Source organism: Ferrimonas aestuarii (assembly GCF_005116665.1).
In the GTDB taxonomy this organism is placed as follows: Bacteria; Pseudomonadota; Gammaproteobacteria; order Enterobacterales; family Shewanellaceae; genus Ferrimonas; species Ferrimonas aestuarii.
Genome location: NZ_SWCJ01000003.1, coordinates 1 through 15,765, shown reverse-complemented (window position 1 = coordinate 15,765; position 15,765 = coordinate 1). Strand labels below are relative to the sequence as shown.

16 protein-coding genes and 1 pseudogene are annotated in these 15,765 nt (G+C 52.2%); 6 read left to right on the top strand and 11 right to left on the bottom strand.

Annotated elements, in window-relative coordinates; all coding sequences use genetic code 11:
- Positions 1-51 precede the first annotated feature (51 nt).
- The 3 genes from FCL42_RS05085 to FCL42_RS05075 form a co-directional block, all read right to left on the bottom strand.
- Complete coding sequence (locus FCL42_RS05085) at positions 52-1,071, bottom strand: metal-dependent hydrolase (RefSeq protein ID WP_136862313.1); 1,020 nt, start codon at positions 1,069-1,071, stop codon at positions 52-54.
- A gap of 134 nt (positions 1,072-1,205) precedes the next feature.
- Positions 1,206-1,817 carry a YceH family protein gene (locus tag FCL42_RS05080; protein WP_136862662.1) on the bottom strand — a complete coding sequence of 204 codons (612 nt, stop codon included), beginning with the start codon at positions 1,815-1,817 and terminating at the stop codon, positions 1,206-1,208.
- A gap of 126 nt (positions 1,818-1,943) precedes the next feature.
- Entirely contained in the window at positions 1,944-2,738 is a 795-nt protein-coding gene (locus tag FCL42_RS05075; protein WP_136862312.1) for an MBL fold metallo-hydrolase, read from the bottom strand.
- A gap of 159 nt (positions 2,739-2,897) precedes the next feature.
- Between FCL42_RS05075 and FCL42_RS05070 the strand changes: the two genes are divergently transcribed.
- Together FCL42_RS05070 and FCL42_RS05065 are read left to right on the top strand one after the other, a co-directional pair.
- A complete protein-coding gene (locus FCL42_RS05070) occupies positions 2,898-3,872 on the top strand; it encodes a GlxA family transcriptional regulator (RefSeq protein ID WP_136862311.1) in 975 nt (324 codons plus the stop codon).
- A gap of 80 nt (positions 3,873-3,952) precedes the next feature.
- Positions 3,953-4,423 (top strand): LabA-like NYN domain-containing protein, encoded by a 471-nt coding sequence (locus FCL42_RS05065; RefSeq protein ID WP_136862310.1) that lies wholly within the window; start codon positions 3,953-3,955, stop codon positions 4,421-4,423.
- Positions 4,424-4,577: 154 nt separating this feature from the next.
- Here FCL42_RS05065 and FCL42_RS05060 read toward each other — a convergent pair whose 3' ends face one another.
- The 5 genes from FCL42_RS05060 to FCL42_RS05040 are packed head-to-tail and all read right to left on the bottom strand — an operon-like array spanning position 4,578 to position 8,414.
- Positions 4,578-5,189 carry a phospholipid scramblase-related protein gene (locus tag FCL42_RS05060; RefSeq protein WP_136862309.1) on the bottom strand — a complete coding sequence of 204 codons (612 nt, stop codon included), beginning with the start codon at positions 5,187-5,189 and terminating at the stop codon, positions 4,578-4,580.
- Positions 5,190-5,240: 51 nt separating this feature from the next.
- Positions 5,241-6,386: a tRNA epoxyqueuosine(34) reductase QueG gene (gene queG / locus FCL42_RS05055; RefSeq protein WP_136862308.1), complete on the bottom strand. Its 1,146-nt coding sequence runs from the start codon at positions 6,384-6,386 to the stop codon at positions 5,241-5,243.
- Positions 6,387-6,422: 36 nt separating this feature from the next.
- Positions 6,423-7,373 carry a DUF4097 family beta strand repeat-containing protein gene (locus FCL42_RS05050; protein WP_136862307.1) on the bottom strand — a complete coding sequence of 317 codons (951 nt, stop codon included), beginning with the start codon at positions 7,371-7,373 and terminating at the stop codon, positions 6,423-6,425.
- Positions 7,374-7,386: 13 nt separating this feature from the next.
- Positions 7,387-7,890: a hypothetical protein gene (locus tag FCL42_RS05045; RefSeq protein ID WP_136862306.1), complete on the bottom strand. Its 504-nt coding sequence runs from the start codon at positions 7,888-7,890 to the stop codon at positions 7,387-7,389.
- Positions 7,887-8,414, bottom strand: coding sequence for an RNA polymerase sigma factor (locus tag FCL42_RS05040; RefSeq protein WP_136862305.1), 528 nt, complete (start codon positions 8,412-8,414; stop codon positions 7,887-7,889). The genes FCL42_RS05045 and FCL42_RS05040 overlap by 4 nt, the downstream gene beginning before the upstream one ends.
- 383 nt (positions 8,415-8,797) lie before the next feature.
- Between FCL42_RS05040 and FCL42_RS05035 the strand changes: the two genes are divergently transcribed.
- The gene (locus FCL42_RS05035) at positions 8,798-10,168 is read left to right on the top strand and encodes an ATP-binding protein (RefSeq protein ID WP_136862304.1); all 1,371 of its coding nucleotides are present in this window, start codon (positions 8,798-8,800) and stop codon (positions 10,166-10,168) included.
- On the opposite strand, the gene FCL42_RS05030 is transcribed toward FCL42_RS05035, so the two are convergent.
- The gene (locus tag FCL42_RS05030) at positions 10,165-11,799 is read right to left on the bottom strand and encodes a GGDEF domain-containing protein (protein ID WP_136862303.1); all 1,635 of its coding nucleotides are present in this window, start codon (positions 11,797-11,799) and stop codon (positions 10,165-10,167) included. The two genes, FCL42_RS05035 and FCL42_RS05030, sit on opposite strands and share 4 nt — an antisense overlap.
- Before the next feature lie 156 nt (positions 11,800-11,955).
- Here FCL42_RS05030 and yfbR point away from each other — a divergent pair, with 156 nt between their 5' ends.
- Positions 11,956-12,573: a 5'-deoxynucleotidase gene (gene yfbR / locus FCL42_RS05025; RefSeq protein WP_136862302.1), complete on the top strand. Its 618-nt coding sequence runs from the start codon at positions 11,956-11,958 to the stop codon at positions 12,571-12,573.
- Positions 12,574-12,665: 92 nt separating this feature from the next.
- Here the strand turns inward: yfbR and FCL42_RS05020 are convergent, their stop codons facing one another.
- The gene (locus FCL42_RS05020; RefSeq protein ID WP_136862301.1) at positions 12,666-13,271 is read right to left on the bottom strand and encodes a peroxiredoxin C; all 606 of its coding nucleotides are present in this window, start codon (positions 13,269-13,271) and stop codon (positions 12,666-12,668) included.
- A 176-nt stretch (positions 13,272-13,447) separates the two neighbouring features.
- Here FCL42_RS05020 and FCL42_RS05015 point away from each other — a divergent pair, with 176 nt between their 5' ends.
- A complete protein-coding gene (locus FCL42_RS05015; protein WP_136862300.1) occupies positions 13,448-14,353 on the top strand; it encodes a hydrogen peroxide-inducible genes activator in 906 nt (301 codons plus the stop codon).
- Here the strand turns inward: FCL42_RS05015 and FCL42_RS05010 are convergent.
- A complete protein-coding gene (locus tag FCL42_RS05010; protein ID WP_136862299.1) occupies positions 14,301-15,407 on the bottom strand; it encodes an adenylate/guanylate cyclase domain-containing protein in 1,107 nt (368 codons plus the stop codon). The genes FCL42_RS05015 and FCL42_RS05010 overlap by 53 nt on opposite strands.
- A gap of 179 nt (positions 15,408-15,586) precedes the next feature.
- Here FCL42_RS05010 and FCL42_RS05005 point away from each other — a divergent pair.
- Positions 15,587-15,765, top strand: a pseudogene (locus FCL42_RS05005) (helix-turn-helix domain-containing protein); the annotation flags it as partial.

Here is a 15,765-nt window from a genome sequence, read left to right as displayed (position 1 = left end):
GCCGAAAGTGGAGCTAGTGGCAGGGCCTGATGGCTCCGCCATTTATCGCGGTTAGCAATTGGCAGAGCAGATCTCGAGCTGGGCGTTGATGTTCTGAGCCCCTAAGGCTCGATCAATTAATCGCGTTGGGTCGCCTTGAATCTCTGCTCTAGGCAGGCGCACAGGCAGTTGTGGTTGCCACTGCCCTTGGGCGTCCTGCTCGGCAAATTGAAATTGAAACGCCAGATTGCCCATCATTCCCAAACGCAGATCCGTGACGATCAGTTTGCCGTTATCGACATCGTAGCGAACAAAATCATCGGTAAATCGGCGAAGATCATTGAGACTCGCTGAGGGCTGCGCCAGAGGCCAGTGACCACGATGTTGTTCTAAAAAACGAATCTTGGTGTCGGCATCCATAACTGAGGCTAATCCCTCCCAGTAGCGGTCTTCCTCAAGGACGACGATGCGCCAAAGCAGGGTATTGAAAGGGGTTGGGGTGATAAACACCTTGTCTGCGGCGACATGAGTCGGTGGCAAACTGGCCAAAGCTCGGGATTCAATCTGCTGCTTGGCCATCAGGCTCCAACCCAAATAGGCGCTGCTAATGACAAGCGCCAACGAGCAAAACCGGCTCAATCGTTCAGGTTTTGCCAATCCAAGCCCCAATGCAAACAGCAGGGGCAGGGTGTAAAGGGGATCAATAATGAACACGCTCGAAAGGGAGTAGTAACCTTGAATTGGCCACAGCAGTTGGGTGCCGTAACTGGTAAAGGTATCCAGCAGCGGGTGGGTAATGAGGCCAGCGGCAATCAACAGCCAAACCCTAGAAAACGACCAAGCTTCTGCGGGTCTGTACCTGTGCCAGAGGGCAGCCAACAGCAGCGAAAACGGCAGCAGTATCAGCAGTGAATGGGAGAAACCTCGGTGTTTTACCGTGTTACTGATGTCGTCTCCGTAATCGATGAACACGTCCAGATCCGGCAAGGTGCCCAGCAGGGCGCCGGCCAATAACACTTTGCCGTTACAGCGTTTGCCGGCAATGGCACCGGCGACAGTCGCGCCTAATGCCGCTTGGGTGATGGAATCCACAGTCAGCCTATTGTTCGTAATGAGAATGGTTTGAAAACTACATTAGCCCATTGCTTAGGCCTGATTCAATAATGGTTACAGAAGGTAAAAAAAAGGGCGGTGTTATTGCCGCCCCATGATTGAGAGATTTGAATCTAGCTGGATAACTCGCCTTTTAGGCGTTCAATCTCCGCTTTTAAGATCAGCACTTCATGTTCTAATTCTTTGATGCGAGCCTTGTCGTCGGCGATCACGTCAGCGGTGGTGGTCATCTCCACTTCGCCACTAAACAGGTGGGCGTAACGGGCTTCCCGTTTGCCAGCTTCCCTTGGCAGTTGCACCACCAACTGGCGCTCTGCCATCTGCTTGAGAACCGTATCGGTTTCTGCCACGTCGGTGAATTGGGCTAAGCGATTGGTGCGCCCGCGAAGCTCACCCGGGGTTTGTGGGCCACGAAGCAGCAGCACGCATACCAAGGCACGCTCTTGTTCAGTGAGGCTCAAGCCCCCAAAGGCGGTGTTGCAGAAACGGTGTTTGTATTTGCTGGTGCGGGCGCCGCCCTCTTCACTGACCAAGCGCAGATCCAGTAGCTCATTTAGGGTGTGCTGAACCTCGCCGTCGGTGAGGGCCAATACGGGGTCGCGATTGCTCTTCTGATTACAGGCTCCTTTTAGGGAGTTTAGGGTCAAGGGGTAGAGGTCAGGGGTGGTGGTCTCTTTTTCCAATAGGCAGCCGATCACTCGAGCTTGGTTGAGGGTGAGATTCATCTCCACGGGGGTACCTCCTTATTATTGTTGACCGCCTCAGTATTTATCGCGGCGGTGCAAACGGCAACCCTGTTGAACGTTGATTGCTCAGGCTTTGAGCAAATAAGAGCTATGGCTACCAATGGGTTAGCTCAAAGATAGGGTTTCGCCATCTTCCGGTATCAGCACTTTATCAGCCACGCCTTGCTCAGCCACTAAGGTGCGCAGAGCGCGTCGGTCGACTGGGCAGTGATTCAATGCTTCCATGTGGTTCGCAATCACCTTTCCTGGGGCTAGGCCAATAAACTCCATCATCTCCGATTTGGCCATCAACAGGGGCTGGCCAACGTCCATCTGCGCTTGTCCCGCAGCCAATACCGCATAGTCGGGTTTGAGTTCGGTTAGGGCGCGGCGGATCTCATCGGTGAGGACGGTATCGCCACTGACAAAGATTGACGGCTCTCCTTCGAGTTCAATCAGGAATCCAGCGCCGTTGGCCATAACCTTGTGGATCCAGCCGTGCCCATGTTGGCTGGGTACTGCGGTGACCTTGCCTCCAGCAATGGCGACGGTTTGCCAAGGCGCAACACCGTGGCTGACGGTCATGCCGTATTTCTCTAGGTAGGCTTTGTCTTTTGCTGGGGTGATGACGGGAATATTGCGTTGACGCAAAAACGTCTCACCGGCGGGGTCGAGATGATCGCCGTGCTGCAAAGGTTTGAATCCAAATGTTTGGCTGTGGGTGATGATGCAATGGGTCACCTTGTCGAGCAGTTGGTCGGCATTGGCGGGAAGGTCCACCGTGGGGTTTTTCTCCGCCTTAAAGCGAAAGACGGAGAATGGGGGCATGGAGCCTTTTTTGCCCAGCATAGGATCGATGAGGATGAAGTGCTCCCCAGATTCGATGATAAAAGTGGCGCTTCGCAGATGGTGTACTTTCATGGTGTTACCCCAGTTATTAGCCGGCGCGGATAAGTGTAGGCCGCGGTTCAAAATCATGGACTCAATTTTGCCTAGTCGGGCTCTGGCTCGAAACTGGCCTTAATGCCATAATTCGCTCATATCGGGCCAACTTAATGGCGAGGAGAGAAGCGAGACGTCATGAACACAGCGAATCGACCCATTCGGGTGGTGATCTTGTCTTTTGAGGGCATCAGCGCCTTTCATCTGGCGGTGCCCAACTTGGTGCTGCACGATGCTTTTGTTGGTATCGATAATCCCTTCATTCTCGATACGCTAGATCTAGGGGCACTGGATACCGAGGTGGTCAATCAGCCCCTGACGTCGCGGCAAATCCAGCTGTTAGCCCAAGCAGAGCTGATCATTGCTCCTAGTTGGCCTGATGTGGCGCAGCCAGCGCCAGAGGCGTTGCTGCCACAATTAAGAGCCGCGTATTCTCGGGGGGCAACCTTGGTTGGGCTCTGCTTAGGTGCTTGTGTGTTAGCGCAGACAGGGCTGCTGGATGGCCGCAGGGCTACCACTCACTGGGGCGTGGCTGAGGCGTTTGCTAAACGCTACCCAGAGGTTGGCCTTGATCCTAGCCCCCTCTACATCGACGAAGGGCAATTGGTGACCTCCGCCGGAATTGCCGCGGCCTTAGATTGCTGTTTGCACTTGGTTCGCACTCGGGTGGGGGGCGAGGTTGCCACTCACCTATCGCGCATCATGGTGACAGCGCCTTATCGGTTTGGTGGTCAGCAGCAGTACATTCCGGCTCCCATGCCCAGCCGAGCTTTACCGAAAACCGAGTTGTCTGTGGTGTTGGATGAGGTGCTGGCTCATTTAGATGCCAGTTATACGTTGGATGAGGTGGCCAAACGCTGCGCCATGAGTCGCCGCAGCTTCACTCGGCATTTTAAGGCGCGCATGGGCACCAGTTTTCAGCAGTGGTTGTTGAGTCAGCGGTTGCACCATAGTCAAAAATTACTGGAGAGCACCAACGGAGCCATTCCTCAAATCGCGGAGTTGTCGGGTTTTGGTTGTGAAAGTGTGTTTCGAAAGCACTTTAAACAGGCGTTTTCAGTGTCACCAACTCAATGGCGAGCGACTTTTTCTGGACAAATCGTCGAGCTTTGAAGTTGAAGCTAGAAATTGTGCAGCGAGGGCATTAAGGTGGATACATTACTTATTGCTTCGTTAGAAATAAGGATAACCCTTTGAAGCGTATTGCTGTTTTTGTGGATGTGCAGAACATCTACTACACCTGCCGCCACACTTTTGGCCGTCAGTTCAACTACCGTCGTTTGTGGCAACAACTCAACCTTGAGGGCGAGTTGGTGCAGGCGGTGGCGTACGCCACCGATAAAGGGGATGACGGCCAGCGAAAATTCCAGGATGCTCTTAAGCACATTGGCTTTGATGTGAAGCTTAAACCTTATATCCAACGAGCCGATGGCAGTGCCAAAGGCGATTGGGATGTGGGCATCACCATTGATGTGCTGGATGCCGCTCCGAATGTTGACACCATTGTGCTGTTGTCTGGCGATGGGGATTTTGACCTGCTGCTGAAAAAGGTCGAGCTCTATGGGTGTGAAACTCAGGTGTTTGGGGTTTCGGAGTTAACCGCCAATGCGTTGATTATGGCGGCAACCAAGTTCATCGCTATTGATGACACCATGCTGCTTTGATCCCAAATTTTAAGCAAAAAAAACGCCTGCGTGAGCAGACGTTTTGACTTAAGAAAACATATAACAGACGCAGTCATAGTACGATTGTTAATCGAGATGAACTGTGATGCAGCTCTGAAAATTTCGTCCGAAAAATAAGAAAACTATATTCAAATCAACTATCTGCTTTCTTTTCAAAATACTGAAGGTCGATGAACAGCGCGGCAGCCAGAAGCAGCATGCGAGTGTCGTTATCCAGCTGCGGATCTTGATAGTCCACTAGAAAATTGTCTTTATCGGTGAAGGCTTCTGCCAATAGTCCGGACCACTTCTTGGCGATCATCGCTCGCTGCTGTCCTTGATGGGTGAATTTAAAGGTCCAGATGCGCCAGAACGGCGAGGAGACCTTGAGCACCACGCGGCCGTGGGCATCTTGCACATCAAAGGACTTGCTGAAAATGGCAAAGCGCTGCTGCAGCGCGCCCAGATAACGGCCATCCTCAGTGCGAACTTCTAATCGTTGGAAAAACCAACGAAATGGATGGTGTGCATGAAGAAATGGCCGGCGGCTGTGGTAATCAAATAGGGTAATGTCGAAGCGGCGCCAATGGCCTAAAAATTGCCGAGCGATGGTGCCACCTAGGCCGCTGCTCTGTTCGGCGGCGTAAGCAATGGCACGTCCCTCTGGGTCTTGCACTTCATACTTGTTTCGAGACTCGAAACCAATCAGCTCTGCCAGTTCATGGACCTGCTTGACCAGCAGCGCCGGGTAGGTGGTGAGATTCATTAGGCGACGTTCCTATTCGGAGTGGTTTCTAACAACGTACAAACAAATTGGTTAAGCGTCACGGCTTAATCCCTTTTCAACGATGCGGATCAATCGCTGCTGCTGTTTGGTCTTAGTTCCCAAGCCTTGCTGCTGGCGCGCCAGTGCCCAGCGGATGTGCTCATCCACCATCTCTCCAGCTTCGCCAAAACCTTGCTGTAGGGCATCGATGATCTGCGGGTCCGCACTGGCATTGCCTAGGGCGACGGCGAGGTTTCGGCGCCAGCGAATAAACCCGATTCGACGAATGGGAGAGCCTTCGGTGGCCTTGAGAAACTCCGCTTCACTCCAGCGCCACAGATCCAGCAGTTTGGGCTGAGTCAGTGGCGAGCGGGTATGAAAGTCGCTCTCTTGGGTCAGTGGGGCGTCTCGGTTATTGGGGCAGGCTAATTGGCAGTCATCACAACCATAGATGCGATTGCCCAGCGCTGGGCGCAGTGCTTCTGGAATCGGGCCATCGGATTCGATGGTGAGGTAGGAGATGCAGCGTTTGGCATCCACCACATAGGGCTCGACAATGGCAGCCGTGGGGCAGAGGGTGAGGCAGGCTTTACAGCTGCCGCAATCGCCTTGATAGGGCTCGTCGACGGGCAGAGGGAGGTTGGTGAGTAGTTCACCAATGAAAAACCAGCTGCCACTATCGCGATTGAGCAGCAGTGAGTGTTTACCAACCCAGCCAAGTCCAGCCTGTTGTGCCAGTGGGCGCTCTAGAATCGGGGCGGAGTCCACAAAGGGGCGGCCATCGTAATCGGCGATCTGCTCACGTATGCGATTGCCGAGCTGTTTGAGGCGATTTCGCATCAGTTTATGGTAGTCCCGGCCACCGGCATAGCGGCTGATAAATCCACACTGATCGTCGTTAAGATCTTTGGCAAATCGGGCATTGGGAGGAAGGTAATCCAACCGCACCACGATGGCGGTGACGCTGCCAGGGTGCAGCAGATCTGGCTGGGTTCGCATCTCTACATTGCGAGCCATGTAGTCCATCTCGCCATGGTAGCGCTTCTCTAGCCAAGCGTTGAGAGCGGGCTGTTCCTGTTTGAGATCCAGGCGAGTGATGCCGACGGCGCTAAATCCGAGCTGCTGGCCCCAAGTTTTGATGTCGTTACCCAGTGCGGCCCAGTCATGGGCCGCACCAAATTGAGTTGAGTCTGTCATGGCGCTAAGGGTACCACAGCAGACTCGCAATCATGGTTACAATTGATTGCTGCTTGGGGATAGGGTCAGGGTGCCGCTGATGGTATGCAGCTCCAGTTGCCCTTGGCTGTTGCGCGGTTCAAATCGCATCGATGCGGAGCGGGAATATTTGCTGATGTCGATGCTGGCGTCATTGAGCTTGTTGACGATTTTGCCACCGGGGCCAGTTTCCAGTTTCATCTTCAAAACCGCGCTTTGTGGTAGGTGCAGGGCAACACTGCCGCTGACGGTGTCCACTTCAATTTCCGCGTCGTTGATCAGCTGCAGCACATTTGCATCGATGCTGCCGGAAACCGTTTCCAGACTCAGCTGATTCAAGCTTGGGCTTTGCAGTTTGATGTCGCCGGAGACAGTTTCAACGTCCACTTCTGGGCCAACCTGCAGCAGGGTGAGATCGCCGCTGACACTGGCATAGTCGCCTTTGCCCATGAGGCGTTCACCGGTAATTTCGCCGCTGACACTGGCCAACTCAATCTCTCCATCGAGCTGGGTGGCGACAATGTTGCCGCTGACGCTTTCCGCTTCAACGTCACCTTTGATGGAGTTTAAGGTCAGTTTGCCGGTGACGGTGCCTACCTCTAGGTCGCCTTTGAGATTGTTGATGGCAAAGCTGGTGGTGACGCCCTCAGCATCAAGGCTGATGTTCACCGGAAGGCTAACGTCGATGGAGGAACCGGGCTCATCGTGATCCCAGTTTTTGGGCATGCGAACTTCCGCCACCAGTTTGTTACCCTGCTTTTCAAATACCCACTCTTTGGCACTGGGAGCCAGCTCGCCGGTGATCTGAATCTGTTGATTATCGCCACCGCGCACCACAACGTTGCCGCTGGGCACCACCAGCTCAATCTGCTTAATCCCTTTGATGTCGACCTGACTATCAATCATCTCACCGGCGAATGCCGGTAGGCCAAATGCCATAAAACTGGCGGCTAAAGTGAACATTCTCATGGTCTCTCCTTCCTTAAAGTTGCTGGAGCCGTTGCTGGCGGTGTTGTTGATTTTGAATCAGTTGCAATTCACGCTGTTGCACAGACAGCCACAGAGTGAGCAGTTGGGTATCTGCGGGATCTTGCTCAAGCGCCTGACGCAGCTCTTGGGCGGTTTCCCGTAAACTGTCGAGGCCGGCCTGTTCGGCATTGGCAGCATAACCGGAGTGCCTGAAGCTTTGCTGACGCTCCTTGAGGTTGTTGAGCTGAATTTGATGCTGTGCCGCTAAGGTGGCGATAAGCTGCTGACCTTGGGATAGGCCTTGTTGGCTGCCAAGCCAAAAACTGGCGCTGCTGCACACAATCACGCTGGCGGCCAGTGCCCAGGTTACCCAAGAGCGGGGCGCTGACTTTGAAGGCGCCACTGGAGGTTCAACGGGGGCGCGATCCAACTGGGCCTCAATATTGGGCCATAGATCATGGTGAGGCTGTCGCTCTTGCGGCAAGCCTTCAATAAGCTGGTCGAGGCGATCATTCATGACAGCATCTCCTGAAGCAGTTGTCGGGCTCGATGGTACTGGGCTTTGCTGGTGCCCGAATTAATGTTCAGCAAGGTGGCGATCTCGTTGTGTTGGTAGCCCTCTATCGCTTTTAGCACGAAGACTAGGCGGGCTTTTTCCGGCAGTTTATGGAGTGCCCTTTCAAGCAGGTTGTCGTCCTGTTGTGGCTGTTGAGGTTCGACTTCGGTCTCAATCGCCTGCAGTTTAGGTTGGCCCTTTAGGTAGTTAAGGGTGTGATTCAGGGTTAAGCGGTGCAGCCAGGTGGTGAACTGAGCATCGAACTTAAACAGTGGCAGTTTTTGCCACAGCCGAATGTAAACCTCCTGAGTGGCCTCCTCCGCTTGGCTGGCGGTGGCGCACAGTCTCAAGCACAACCCGTAGGTTCTCCCTAGCGTTTGTCGATAAATCGCTTCAAAGGCGTGTCGGTCACCGTGCTGCGCCAGCTTGATCAATTGATCAAGGGGTGGACCGCTTTGGGGCTGTGTCTGTAGGTGTTGGCTCACTGACGTTCCTTGTAATGGGTGACTTGCTTAATCTAATGGATTAGACAGGGGCATCGGAGCAAAAGGTTTAAATTCGTCTTAAAAATATCTCTGTTAGGTCGAATTTGTCTCTAATTGTCGACTGTTAAGAAGAAATAAAGGGCAAAATTATCACCGCAATGATGAAAATACAGACTGCGGAGAACAACATGGTTCAACGGGGGTTGATTCCATTCAATGCTAAAGTAAGCTGTTTATATAGGCCGAATTGCATTCGGAGGCGGTAAGAACTGTGATCATTTACGACGTTTTTTTCGATGAACACTGGCAGAATACGCAGCTTGGAATTTGGCCATGAAGCGAGCCGTCACGGCAGCGCCTATTAACGACAAGTGTTTTCAGGGATGAGATCGATACGCACCAACCTAATTCTTTGGTTGACGGCGCTGGTTTTGATTACCAGCAGCCTTGGGTTTGCTAACTCACTGTTCACTGCCAAGAACTATTACCACCAACTGGCGATGGGTAGCTTAGCTCAGCGTGCCCGTACCATGTTGCAGCTTCTCAATGAATCAGACTCCTCTGACATTCAGCGGGTAGTCAGTTTGACTGCCAAACGCTTTGATCAATTGGATTTAGTGGTGCGCGCACCCTGGGGAGCGGTCGAGCGTAACACGGTTCATAACGACCAGCGTGTTCAATACCAGATCTGGAAAGACGATCACTGCTTGAGTGTCAACGGAGTCCCTTGCGATTCGGTGCCTGTTTTTACCAATATTGATGCTGGCTTTGCAGAGCAGCAGGTCAATGGTGAGCTTTGGACCACCTACACCCTATACAGCGTTCAGCACCAGATGTTCCTTACAGTGGGGTATCCTCACGCGCTTGGCCGCGGCATGATGGAAAATGCCATGTGGGCCAGTTGGGGCACTCAGATGCTGCTGATTACCCCGTTTACTCTGTTTATCTGTAGCATCATTGTTGGTTTTAACCTCAGGCCACTCAGACGCTTGAGTAAGCACTTGAAGAATACGCCGAACAAAGCGCTTCCTGACGTGACTACCATGCCAGAAGAGCTGCAGTCGACGGTGATGGCTTTGCAAAACAACCGTACAGAACTGATGGAAACTCAGCAGGAGCGCTACCAGATTCTGTCACAGCTGTCCGATAAGATGCGCAGCCGTTTGCAGCGCTGCCAGGATCAGGTTCATCGGGCGTCGATGTCCACCACAAAGTTACACAGTCAGTTGGCCCAGCTAGAGATGATGGTAACCAACGGCCGTATGCTCAATGAACTCAACCGTCCGGAGACCATAGCTGGTATCAGCAACTTGTATCGTCAAGCGGCCATGAGTTGTGCCCGTTTCTATCAGTACGGTTTGGCAAGAGACGTTAGGTTAACCCTGCGGGGCAACGCACACCTTGGGGATGTTGCGCTTCCTGAAGTGATGGTGCAGTCGGTGTTGGATAATCTGGTGGACAACGCCATTAAGGTGAGCCCAAGAGGCAGCGAAGTGATCATCTCGGTTCGCGATGGCCACGATGGGCGTTTGGTTGTGACCGTCGCCGATGGCGGACCTGGGTTTGATGAGGGCTTCTCTCTGGAGCGCATCTCGGAGAACTTTGACGGCCGCTTGGGTTTGCTTGTGGTTAATCGAGTTTTGCAGCGCTACTGCGGCGAGATAAGTCTTGGCGAGAGCCGGTTATTGGGCGGCGCTCACGTGCGCTGCTTAATGCCTCTGGCTTCTCAACCGAGCGCGGTATCAGAGAGTTAGCCAACTTCACTCAGCGCATTGGCATTTTGATGTTCTGGATAAAGCTCCAGCCTATCTCGGCCACCGGTTTTGGCTTTGTACAATGCCTTATCGGCTCGCTCCAGCAGAGACGGTAATTGACTATCATCCGGTAATAAGGTGGCAACGCCCATGCTGGCCGTGACTCGAAGTTTGTGTTCCTTCCAGAGAATACAATGGCTCTTAATGGCTTGTTGCAGCTGACTGGCAACGTGAAGCGCCCCCTCTAGCGGCGTATTGGGAAGCAGCACCGCAAACTCCTCGCCGCCGTATCTGCAGATTCGATCACTGGGCCGATTTAGGCTTTTGATGCAGATCTGACTTATCTCACTGAGCACTTGGTCGCCACAGGCGTGACCAAAATTATCGTTAACCTGTTTAAAGTGGTCTAGGTCGATCAGCAATAGGCTAAAAGGTTGACGCTCACGCTTGCCGCGCTTTAGCTCAATGTCATAGTGTTCATCGAAGTAGCCACGGTTTTTCATGCCGGTCAGAGCATCGGTGGTAGATTTGAGCTCGAGAGAGTGGTGCGCATCGGTAAGTGTTTTTAATCGCTGCTGGTAGCCCTTAGTGTGCTGATGCAGCAGGTAATGGTGTTGTTGATGGCTGACTTTGAGCAGTTGCCGCAACTGCCTTCGCTGTTTAACTAGGATGGTCAGTAGCAAGCTGCCATGGATCATAGACCACGCAAATGCCGCCGCCAATGTGAGCGATTCCTGACTCGGCCAGGCTTCAATGCTGCTAACCAACACGATGCAGATCGACACCAGTTTGGCAATTTCACAATATTTAAAATAGTTGGCCATTCTTGGTTTGGGCTTGATGGTGCCGAACAGTTGCCACAGGGTGAGTGCCAACAGCATCGGCGGCATCAGTGAATTGAGCAGCCACAGGGGGCAGATGAAAATGAGCAGTCCGATCGAGATGCAGGTGGCTTTACTTACCACTGAGCGCTTTAAGGATTCCAAGCTCTGTTTTTGAGTCAGTAGTACTGCATAGAGAATCAGCCACAGGCTGGTGCTGCTGATGTGGTGACTGGATTCCAATAGGGCTAGCCAATACAAAGGCAGTTGAGTCAGGCTGTGGCTAACCGCCATCTTATCGGCCAAGGTGATGCCGGTGAGCTGTTGCCACAACCACAGGGAGAGCATCACGCCAATAAGCGCAGGAAGCAGCCAGCTAGGGAGATTTGCACTCCAAGGCTCAGACAGAGTTATCTGCACCGACGTAGGGCCATGGAAGAACAGAGTGACGGGCTGATTTGGCACCGCATTAAAGGTGAGACTTCGAGGAGTGATTTCGGGGGTACTCAGGTGCAGGCTTTGGGCAAAGATGGTCTGCCCATTTTGCCATGCAATTACGGTCGCATCGCCAATCCAGCCTGCGGAAAGGGTGAGAGCTTGGGAAGGCGAGTCAGGCAACAGATCCATGCGCTTCCAAAGCTGTGGCTGGTTGAGGTTCCAAGGGGAGCCCGCTTGCCAATGGCTGCTGCGCAGGGTCTCCACACTGACATGAGCAGGTGCAGCGGCATAATATGTTTGATGATCCGACAACAGGTGGGGCAGCCCCAGCCAGATACACAGCGATAAGGTTACCGCTGTGATTAGTTTCAATCCTTTGATAATCCAGCATTCCTTTCTGTTTATGCTCTATGTTTAGCAGATAAATGGTGAATCTGCTGAAATTCTGCGGCAAAGTGATGACAGAGCGGAAATCGATAGCGTAATAAATTGATTCAGCAGTGAGTTTTTTGAGTTAAGGAGAGTGGAATGCAACCAGTTTTTTTTGCATTAATGTCACGCATGCAGAACGTGCACCGTTGGGGGAAATCGAACCCGACTCGTGCGGAAAACGTGGCGGAGCACAGCTTTCAGGTCGCGATGTTTGCCCATGCGCTGGGTGAGGTGAGAAACCGAGTATTCGTCGATGAGCCCAAGGTGGATGCTAACCACTTGGCGGTTGTCGCCCTGTTTCATGATGCGCCAGAAGTGTTAACGGAAGACGTCAACAGTGGCATCAAATACAGCGATAAGCGCATGCTGGCATTGTGTCGACAGATGGAAGCCATCGCTTCACACATGCTGATTTCGACTCTGCCCGAGCCCTTGCAGCAGAGCTATCAAGGTTTGATTGAACATGAAGACAGCCCTGAGGTTGCCCGCTTTGTGAAAGCGGCGGACCTGTTGTCAGCCTACACCAAAGCGGTGCAGGAGCTGCGTGCAGGCAATATGGAGTTTGAGGGAACTGAGCGCAAGGTGATGGCGGCGCTGCAGCCATTTATCGACTCGATGCCTGAGGTCGCTTGGTTTATGGAGCACTGCGTGCCAGCGTTCCACATGACCATTGATGACTTAGTGGATGCGGCCTTAGTCAGTGATAAAGAGTAGCGGTAATCTGATTTAGGAACCGTGACTGATATCAGCGTACACAACGTAAAACGGGGCCAAATGGCCCCGTAATTTTCTCTGAGAAAGACAACTTATAGGTCGTCGGTGTTCTCAGATAGGAAAGCAGCAACGCCCTTAGGAGATGCGTCCATACCTTTCTTACCTTCTTCCCACTGAGCTGGGCATACTTCGCCGTGAGTCTCGTGGAAGTTCAGAGCGTCAACCATACGTAGCATCTCGTCGATGTTACGGCCCAGAGGCAGATCGTTAACGACCTGGTGACGTACGTTGCCTTCGGAGTCGATCAGGAAGGAACCGCGGAAAGCCACGCCAGCTTCTGGGTGCTCAACGTCGTACGCTTTGCAAATTTCGTGCTTAACGTCAGCTACCAGAGGGTATTTCACCTGGCCGATGCCGCCGTCTTCGATTTTGGTGTTACGCCATGCGTTGTGGCTGAACTGAGAATCGATGGATACACCGATAACTTTAACGCCACGCTTTTGGAACTCTTCAAAACGCTTGTCGAATGCGATCAGCTCAGATGGGCAAACGAAAGTGAAGTCCAGTGGGTAGAAGAATACAACCGCTTTAGAACCTTCAATTTCAGTTTTCAGGTTGAAGTCTTCAACAATCTCACCGTTACCCAAAACAGCAGCGGCGGTGAAATCAGGAGCGGGGCGACCTACTAGTACGGACATGTTCATTTCCTTATTTAAAGGGGGTTAATCCTGGCAACAATCTTATCGAACTTAATCGAAACGCGCCATTTATTAATCTAGTTAAACTGCGTTGATAGAAAGCAGTATAGAGGGGTATTAATTTTAGTAAAATCGAATAAAATAGATTAAAACAATCGATTGTTCCGGAGAGAACGATGCGGCGACTTCCTAGCCTAAAAAACCTGTACTACCTAGTGCATTTGCACAAGGCTCAAAACTTCAATCGTGCGGCCAAAGCATGCCACGTTAGCCAATCTACGTTAAGCAGTGGTATCCAAAATTTGGAAGAGCAGATCGGCAGCCAATTGATTGAGCGCGATCATAAATCGTTTCTGTTCACCGCAACCGGTGAAGAAGTGGTGGCCCGTGCCCGTGAGCTGTTGGCTCAGGTGCAAGAGCTCACGGATATGGCCCAAAGCGCTGGCGATGCCATGAAGGGCACCCTGCGTTTAGGTTGCATTCCTACCATCGCCCCGTTCTTGCTGAATCGCGTTGTGAAAGAGGCTCAGCATCAATATCCGGATTTGACCTTGCTGCTTCGTGAGGACACCACGGAAAACTTGCTGGCAATGTTAGGTAATGGTGAGTTAGATCTTTTGCTGCTGGCGCTGCCTGTGGATACCGCCGGTTTCCATACCATGTCTGTTGGTATTGACCCTTTCCAAGTGGTTATCCATAAAGACGCTCAACATCAATCCAAGCTGAGCTACGAAGATTGGCCGGATGAGAGCATCTTCCTGTTGCAGCGTGAGCACTGCATTACCGGCCACGCTATTTCAGCCTGTAATCTGCAAAATCGCGAGAAGATTAACCCGTTCGCGGCAACCAGTTTGCACACTCTGGTGCAGATGGTGGACTCCGGCTTAGGCAGCACATTCCTGCCGCAGATGGCCATCGATTCCGGCATTTTAAAGGGAACTGAGCTGCTCTCGTACGCTCCTGAAGGTCAGGAAGCGTATCGAGAGATTGGCTTGGTGTGGCGACAAACGACTAGCCGCTTAAGAACCTTTAGGACTCTTGGGGAGATGATTGCGGGTCTGTTACCGAGCAAGGGCGAGTAACAGAGAACACCTCAACCTCATGCTGCTTTCCTTTGAGACGAATGGGTCCTAAGGAGAGCAGCTCAAATGGATGGTCGTCTTCATCCAAAGACTCCAGCACCTTATCTGAGATCAGCATCTGGCATCCCAGTGGCCCACACTGGTCCTGAAGGCGAGCCAAGGTGTTTAGAACATCGGAGAAGAAACTGATCTCCTGCTTGTTCACCCCCACCAACGCTGCAACCACTTTACCGCCATGGGCGGCCGCTTTGAACTTAGGTACAAAGCCATACTCTTGCTGGAAGTAATGGCGGTTCCAATACAGGGTTTGCACAAAGTCAAAGTAGAGGTTTAAGCACATCATGCCGCGACGTCTGTGGCGCTGAGGCCAACTGATCATTACCGCATCACCAATGTAGCGATAGATCTCGCCATGGTTCTGGGTCACCACATCGGAAAGTAAGTCAAAACTGTCCTGAATCAGGCGGCTAAATCGGTAGTCGCCCAAGGCTTCGGCGTGAGCGGTGGAGCCCACCATATCCAGAAACAGGAATAGGCGATCTTCGTATCTTGGTTTGTGGTATTTACCCAAGCCGATGTTGAACAGAATGCGTGGACCAACCAACAGTCCCATCTGCTCGATAAACGCCAGGCCGGTGCGTACCAACACAAGATAGATGATCAGCGTCTGGGCAGAGGGCGCATTAAGCACGTGAGCCGACAGCATCTGCTGGGTGCTGGCAAACTGCTCGGTGTTGTCCCAAGAGTTAAGCCAGTTGGTGATGTAGGCCAGAGTCAGGGCTCCCATTAATAGGAATAGCCCTTTGAAGATCACGATAAACGCGTAGGGAAGCCGCCGGATGCCGCTGACGTCGCAGATAAGGTTAGACAACCAGTGCAAACAGCCAAAGATCAGGCCCATGTAAACGGATAGGGTAGTCAGATCGGCAGCTGTGATGGCCCAGTAGGGACGGTCGTCACCCTGAGCATAGCGAAACGCCACGTAAGCCATCATGGCTAACGACCAGGCGATAATCGCAAAGATCAATTTTTGTAATTGTTGCCGTGACTGCACTATGGTCAACTTACTCTAGGTTTGATAACTATTTTAGTTATTGAATAAAAAGCAATAATGGTGTTAACCACTGTGATTGCCGGGAATTATACAATTATCTCCAGCTCGACCCAAACCTTATGGGCACTTTTTTAGTGCATGACCCGTCCTGAAATAGGTTTACACATTGGAGACCTATTATGGAAAAGGTAGAGCCCAAGCGACGCAGACGCTCGCAGCGTGATTACCCAATGGCCTTTAAATTATCTGTGGTTGAACAGGTAGAAAAAGGCGAAATGACATACAAACAGGCACAAAAGCGGTACGGTATCCAAGGAAGAAGTACCGTGTTGGTTTGGCTCCGAAAGCACGGTCGTCA